The following is a 3,188-nucleotide window of genomic DNA, read 5'->3' on the forward strand; positions in this document are numbered from 1 at the left end:
GAAACTTTTTTTAAATGGAAATTTTGTTTTCTGAGGATTTTGTTTCTTCTATTAGTATGTTTTTGATTTCTTCATCTGCAGATATAAGCGTTAGAAAAATCTTTTCACTTTTCTCGTCCTTTGGTAAATCTTTTGACGATTCTAATATGTCCAATGTTTTATTCACAGTTGTATCATATAGTTCTTGGACAGTTTGAAATGTTTTTAGGACAAAATCGTGTCTTTCCAGTTCTGTGACTAGATGAATTTTTATTGGTGGGCGGCTTTTCTTTTCGAGAAGCTTTTCGAGTAAAAGTAACTGGAACATCTTATTAACGTCTAATGCATCTGTTGGAAATACAATTTCAAGGGAAGAATATTCTAGAGAGTATTTTACATACTTTTCTAAGGCAACTTTGAAGTTAACCCAACTTCCTTCAATTTCTACAGCAGTATCATTTATAAGCAAATCTGGAGCAGATTTTTTAGGAATCTTAAACTTTTTACCCTGTTTCTCAAGAAACAAGGTAAAGATATTATTAACATCCTTTTCGTACAAAGTAATCCCTCAAATACTCCTCTAAAAACGTATCAAAAATAATTATTTGAGTAGATATAACTTTTTCTAACTTATTTATGATTACTCAAATAATCCTTTTGTTTCTTTTGAGTATTCTGTTATATGGTAACTAATGATAATTTATTCTTTTTTGTGGATTTTAGGATGCGAAAAATTGAAAACTCTAAATACACATCGTAAACTCTAAAGAAGAGGGGATATGAAAAATGCACCTAAGACAACCCATATGCGTAGTACTGGGACACATAGACAGTGGAAAAACCAGCATACTGGACAAAATAAGAGGAACCGCCGTACAAAAAAGAGAGGCGAAAGGCATAACCCAACACATAGGAGCCAGCATGCTCGACACAGAAACAATCAAAGCCATAGGAGGAGACCTAATCAAAACATTCAACGTATCATTGACCATACCGGGCATCCTAATGATCGATGTTCCAGGGCACCAGGCCTTTTTTAACTTGCGTCGTCGTGGTGGTGCTGTTGCTGATTTTGCTATTCTTGTGGTGGATGTTTTGAGTGGTTTTCAGGCTCAGACCTATGAGTGTGTTGATATTCTGAGGACGCGTAAAACTCCTTTTCTGATTGCTGCTAATAAGGTTGATAGAATTAATGGTTGGGTTCAGTCTGGCTCTCTTTCCATTCTTAAGAGTTTGGGAAAGCAGCCTGATTTTGTGCTACGTTTTTTGGATGAACGTATTTATGAGCTTATAGGCGACCTGTCGCGTTTAGGTTTCTCTAGCGATCGTTTTGATAGAGTACGCGATTTTACCCGTAACATCGCCATAATCCCCACAAGCGCAATTACTGGGGAAGGGATTGCTGAGTTGTTGGTTGTTTTGGCTGGTTTGGCTCAGCAACACTTGGCAAAACGTTTAGAGGTTAGTGAGGGGCCCGCTAAAGGTGTGGCTTTGGAGGTAAAAGAGGAGCCGGGATTGGGTCACACAGTAGATGCAATAATTTATGATGGTGTTTTGCATAGTGATGATTTGATTGTTTTTGGTGGTTTAGGAGGAGCTGTTGATACACGTATAAGAGCCTTATTATTGCCTAAGCCCTTGGATGAGATGCGTGACCCACGACAACGTTTTGATAGCGTTGATGAAGTTGTTGCTGCCGCTGGTGTTAAAATTGTTGGCCAAGATTTGGAAAGAGTGGTTGCGGGGGCTCCTTTACGCGTCGTGGATGAATCTTCCAATCTCGATGAAGTTGTAAAAGAGGTTCAAGCAGATGTGGATTCGGTACGTATCGAGACTAGTAAGAGTGGAGTTGTTCTTAAGGCGGACACCTTGGGTAGTCTAGAGGCTTTAGTGGTTTATTTTAGAGAACGCGGTGGATCAGTACGTCTAGCTGATGTAGGTGATGTGAGCAAACGTGATATTGTTGAAGCCGCTGTGGTTCATGATAAAGAGCCCCTAAATGCAGTGGTTTTGGCATTTAATGTGCGTGTTTTACCGGATGCCGAGGAGGAAGCAGAGGTTTCTGGTATTCCCATTTTCCAAAGTGATGTGATCTATGGTTTATTTGATGATTATGATGCTTGGGTTGTTCAGAAGAAAGAGGAGGAGCGGCGACAGGCTTTGGCAGGAATGGTTCGCCCATTCAAGATAAAAATCTTGCCTGGTTATGTTTTCCGGAGAAGCAAGCCCGCGGTAGTAGGTGTGGAGGTATTAGCGGGATCTATGGTCCCTAAGGTTAGACTGGTTAATGAGGAAAACCGACGTGTAGGTGTGATTATGCAGATACAGGATGAGGGTGAGGTGAGGCAAATAGCTCATAGAGGCTCAAATGTAGCTATTAGTGTTCGTGGCCCTACTGTTGGACGCCAAATCCGAGAGGGTGACGTCTTATATTCAGATATTCCAGAGGTTCAGATTGATAAGCTCTCTCGAGATTTAGGTGGAGAGCTTAGCCCAGACGAATTAGAGGTTTTGAATGAAATTAAGGAATTTAAGAGGAAAAAACTTTTTGACTTTGACTGAAGCCTCCTAGAAGTTTCGTTTTTTAAGGAGGCATTGGTATGTTAACTGTTTTGCCTATGCTAACAGTTCTAAAATAGCGGTGTTTAAATAGAATTATGCTGAACTACCGCTAGATGCATATGGAGCGATTATACACCCTCAAAGAAGCAAAACAACTACTAAGCGTCACGACACAAACCATCCAGAAATGGGACAAGCAGACAAAGCTCCGAGCGGTCAGAACAGCCGGCGGCCGAAGACCAATACCCGAAAACGAAATCAAGCGACTGCTAAACATCCACGAGCAGAGGAAGATCACAGGATACACCCGCGTGCCACAAGCATCCCAGCGCAACGACCTCCAAAGACAGAGGGAACTCTCTCAAACAGCAGGGAACCACAAAAACACTGACCGACATCGGCTCTGGATTAAAACGAAAAACGGAAAAACTACCAGAAACTCCTACAACTAGTAGCGAACCGCAAGGTTGAGAAGATCATGCTAACCCACCCTAACCGGTTAACCCGCTTCGGCTTCCACACCCTCCAAACGCTACCCGCCACCTTTGGAACAGAGGTGGAAGCGGTCAACGCCAACACCTACCGGACACCTCACGAGGAACTGGTCGAAGACCTGCTTACCATCGCCGCTCATTTCAGCGGAAAAC

Annotated in this window: 3 protein-coding genes and 2 pseudogenes; 3 read left to right on the plus strand and 2 right to left on the minus strand. The window is 42.0% G+C overall.

The window, feature by feature from the left end; all coding sequences use genetic code 11:
* Positions 1–10: 10 nt before the first annotated feature.
* Positions 11–538, minus strand: coding sequence for a hypothetical protein (locus ACUVXA_RS18725; RefSeq protein WP_445872810.1), 528 nt, complete (start codon positions 536–538; stop codon positions 11–13).
* A 227-nt stretch (positions 539–765) separates the two neighbouring features.
* Between ACUVXA_RS18725 and infB the strand changes: the two genes are divergently transcribed.
* Together infB and ACUVXA_RS18735 are read left to right on the plus strand one after the other, a co-directional pair.
* Positions 766–2,541 carry a translation initiation factor IF-2 gene (infB, locus tag ACUVXA_RS18730; protein ID WP_445872811.1) on the plus strand — a complete coding sequence of 592 codons (1,776 nt, stop codon included), beginning with the start codon at positions 766–768 and terminating at the stop codon, positions 2,539–2,541.
* 119 nt (positions 2,542–2,660) lie between these two features.
* Positions 2,661–2,801, plus strand: a pseudogene (locus tag ACUVXA_RS18735) (MerR family DNA-binding transcriptional regulator); the annotation flags it as partial.
* A 9-nt stretch (positions 2,802–2,810) separates the two neighbouring features.
* Here ACUVXA_RS18735 and ACUVXA_RS18740 read toward each other — a convergent pair.
* Positions 2,811–2,939 carry a hypothetical protein gene (locus tag ACUVXA_RS18740; protein WP_445872812.1) on the minus strand — a complete coding sequence of 43 codons (129 nt, stop codon included), beginning with the start codon at positions 2,937–2,939 and terminating at the stop codon, positions 2,811–2,813.
* A 29-nt stretch (positions 2,940–2,968) separates the two neighbouring features.
* Here ACUVXA_RS18740 and ACUVXA_RS18745 point away from each other — a divergent pair.
* Positions 2,969–3,188: pseudogene (locus tag ACUVXA_RS18745) on the plus strand (IS607 family transposase); the annotation flags it as partial.

It is taken from the genome of Candidatus Jordarchaeum sp. (assembly GCF_052745115.1).

Excerpts from the sequence above, each read along its gene's own strand:
- infB (WP_445872811.1), top strand. The coding sequence starts at position 766 with ATGCACCTAAGACAACCCATATGCGTAGTACTGGGACACATAGACAGT.
- ACUVXA_RS18740 (WP_445872812.1), bottom strand. The coding sequence starts at position 2,939 with ATGTCGGTCAGTGTTTTTGTGGTTCCCTGCTGTTTGAGAGAGTTCCCT.